This is a genomic window from Deinococcota bacterium (assembly GCA_030858465.1).
Classification (GTDB): Bacteria; Deinococcota; Deinococci; order Deinococcales; family Trueperaceae; genus JALZLY01.
Genome location: JALZLY010000352.1, coordinates 1 through 2931 on the forward strand (window position 1 = coordinate 1; position 2931 = coordinate 2931).

A 2931-nucleotide genomic window follows, 5' to 3' on the forward strand; every position below is an offset into this window, starting at 1 on the left:
GCGTCGGGGGTCGCCGTGTTCGCGGAGGCTGCTGCTTGCACCTGTGGCCTCAGCGCACCAGACATGACTACGTTGCGCCGTGCTGCGCTCTTACACGACCTTGGCCTCTTCGGACTGCTCTAAGTGATGATGAATCCAAGCCGCTTCAACCAAAACGTGCCCCAAAGCGGCATGGTGTGCCGGTTCTGTTTCCCTCAGACCGGCTATGGCCTGCGCAAAGACCGCTTTTGCATCGTGAAACCGTGCCTGATGGCTGTAAAACGCCCGCAGTCGCAACGCCGATCCCTGCAATTCTTTCACCCATTCCCCGGCGGTGGCCCAGCGCCAGGCGGCAAGGATGTTGTCCAGCTCTTCTTCAATGACCGCGAAGGCGTCTTGCTTGCTCCAGCCTAAGTCACCGACCGGGCGTTGTAGCAAGCGCAGACGGAGAGCTTTCTCAGAGCTTCTTGCTCTTTGGGCGCAAGGAGCCGCCAGGACCCCTCGAACACGGTGCGGATGCTCTGCTGCCTCTCGCTGGCGTTGCGGCTCGTAGAGGCGAGGAAGTCCAGGTTCACCTCGAGTTCTGCCGCAATCTCTGCAACGCAATCTCTGCAAGGGGCATCATCCTCACCCATACCGCGGCGAGTTCGATGCCCAAGGGAAAGCCGCCCACCAGCCGGCAGATGCCGAGGACGTGAGGAAGGTCTTTTTCGGTGAGGGTAAAGGTGGGGGCGACTCGCTTAGCCCTTTGCGCGAAGAGCTTCACGGCGTCAAAGGCGAGGGCGTCCGCTATGGGGGTTTTATGGTCGGGAAAGGCCAGGCCCCCGATAGGGAAAAGCCACTCTTCCTCGAGGTTAAGCCGTTCTCGGGAAGTGACGAGCAGGTCGAGGTTTGGGCAGGCGGCCAGGAGGTGAGAGGCCAAGGCAGCCCCCTCCATGAGGTGCTCGAAGTTGTCGAGCACCAAAAGTGATGTGCTGTTCCCCAAGGTGACGGGCCACTTGGGTAAAGGGCTCCTCTTTGCCCTGCAAGGTGAGGCTGAGGGCGGTCGCAATCTCGGTCGGGATGGATTGGGCCGAGGTTAGCGAATCCAAGGGCACAAAGTAGACGCCGTCTTCATACCGTTGCGTCAGTTCAGCGGCAGCTTGCAAAGCGATGCGCGACTTGCCTACTCCCCCCAAGCCAATGAGCGTGAGGATGCGGCAGTCCGGTTGGGAGAGCAGATGGGCGATTTCCGCCAGCTCCAGGTCGCGCCCTACAAACAGGGTGGCGGGCGTAGGCAGGGCAGGTCGTGCCGGGGTCACGGCAACACCAGGCGTGCGAGCGGGTGGATGCGGGGGCGTGGGACTCGGCGCAAGCTGCTTGAGGCATGCAGTATCCGCTTCGCGGACTGCCTGGGCCAGTTGCTCGGTGGCCGTGGTCGGCTCCAGCCCCAACTCCTCACTGAGATGCTTAGCAAAGTCCTCATAGGCACGGAGGGCGCGCGCTTGCCGGCCCGCGCGAAAGAGAGCGCTCATGTAGGCCCTGAGCGCGTCCTCGTCCAGGTCGTCTTGCTCGAGTAGTCTCGCCAAGCGTTCGGCAGCCTCGAGGTGCCTGCCCTGCCCCTCCAGCTCGCCGACATAGCGCAACAGCGTCTCACGCCAGCGGCTATGCGCTATGCAGGTGCTCGCGTTCAAGCTCGAGCCAAGCTTCGAATTCCGTAGATTCATGGCCGCTCATCCCTTTGAGCAAGGGGCCGCCATAGACGGTAAGCGCCTCATCCCAGCACTCTTTTTGGAGCGCTTGCTTGAACTCAGCTATGTCCGTCGCTACCACCCAACGCACCCGGTGCAAGTCGGTCTCCAGACCCATCAGCCAGTCGAACTTGCGCACCCGCTTGAGGAGCTGTCGAAGGCTATGGCGCGCGGTCCCATCGGGAACCTCCGGCCAGAACAGATACGCCAGCTTGTCGCGGCTCACCCAGTCCCCTTTGAAGGCCAGGTAGGCCAGCAGCCCGTAGCGTTTGTCGGGAGTAAAAGGGATGGTGGCCGCGCCGAGCTTGGCGCCGGCCGCCCCCAAAAGCTGCACGTGCGGAGCCGTCATGGTGAAGCCTATTGTACTCGCTGCTCACCAATAGCGCCTCGCCTTAGTCATGCGATGGACGTCAGATTTCGGATATATAGTAAGATATTTGGTATGGAAGCTTCTCGGAACCGCACCAAGGTGAGCATCACGATCCCGGAGCCCATCATCACAGAGGTGGATCATCTCGTCGAAGATGGCAGCTACCCGAGCCGTTCAGCCGCCTTCGAGGACGCGCTCAGAAAGCTCTTACGAGCTCACCTGGACGCTCACATCGAGGCCGAAGCCGCCAAACTCGATCGCGAGGCAGAGATGGCCGAGGCCGAAGAGGGCATGGCCGACTACGCCGTCCTGGTGGAAGATTGATCCTTCACAGAGGCGAAATCTATCGCGTCCGGCTCAGCCCCGCCGAGGGGCGCGAGCAGTATGGCGAGGCACGACCCTGCCTGGTCGTCCACCGGGCGACGTTGCGCAACGCCGGAACAGCTATCGTAGTGCCGCTAACCACCCAAGCACCCAGGGCAGGATTCCCGCTCACGGTCCATCTGCCCGCCGGCGCCGGCGGCAACCCACGAGAGAGCTGGGCAAAGATCACGCAAATTCGCGTCGTCGCCGAAACCCGCTTCATCAAACCGCGCCTTGGAGAGCTAAGCGAGGCCGAGTTGGGGCCCGTTAAGGAAGCGCTTAGGGCGGTGCTGGACTTGTAGATGTAAAGCCTCACCCGGCCACGCTTCTTAATGTCCTCTTAATGTCCTCAAACAGTTCTGACAGCGTTTCACTGGTGTATTCGCTGTACCGGCCGTTATCCAGATCATCGAGCCCTTTTTGAATTTCCTCGCGCAAGAGCTGTAATTTCAGCTCCTTGAAGCGGTCTTGTTCCTCCATCAGCCTGAG

At 61.2% G+C, this 2931-nt stretch carries 5 protein-coding genes; 2 read left to right on the forward strand and 3 right to left on the reverse strand.

The window, feature by feature from the left end; genetic code table 11:
* Positions 1-90: 90 nt before the first annotated feature.
* The 3 genes from M3498_17255 to M3498_17265 form a co-directional block, all read right to left on the reverse strand.
* Positions 91-417: a hypothetical protein gene (locus M3498_17255; GenBank protein ID MDQ3461015.1), complete on the reverse strand. Its 327-nt coding sequence runs from the start codon at positions 415-417 to the stop codon at positions 91-93.
* Positions 418-550: 133 nt separating this feature from the next.
* Positions 551-940, reverse strand: coding sequence for a hypothetical protein (locus M3498_17260; GenBank protein MDQ3461016.1), 390 nt, complete (start codon positions 938-940; stop codon positions 551-553).
* Positions 941-1623: 683 nt separating this feature from the next.
* Positions 1624-2058: a hypothetical protein gene (locus M3498_17265; protein MDQ3461017.1), complete on the reverse strand. Its 435-nt coding sequence runs from the start codon at positions 2056-2058 to the stop codon at positions 1624-1626.
* Positions 2059-2151: 93 nt separating this feature from the next.
* Between M3498_17265 and M3498_17270 the strand changes: the two genes are divergently transcribed.
* Together M3498_17270 and M3498_17275 are read left to right on the forward strand one after the other, a co-directional pair.
* Positions 2152-2403, forward strand: a complete 252-nt coding sequence (locus tag M3498_17270) for a ribbon-helix-helix domain-containing protein (GenBank protein ID MDQ3461018.1) — start codon at positions 2152-2154, stop codon at positions 2401-2403.
* Positions 2400-2744 carry a type II toxin-antitoxin system PemK/MazF family toxin gene (locus M3498_17275; protein MDQ3461019.1) on the forward strand — a complete coding sequence of 115 codons (345 nt, stop codon included), beginning with the start codon at positions 2400-2402 and terminating at the stop codon, positions 2742-2744. Before M3498_17270 ends, M3498_17275 begins: the two co-directional genes overlap by 4 nt.
* Positions 2745-2931 lie beyond the last annotated feature (187 nt).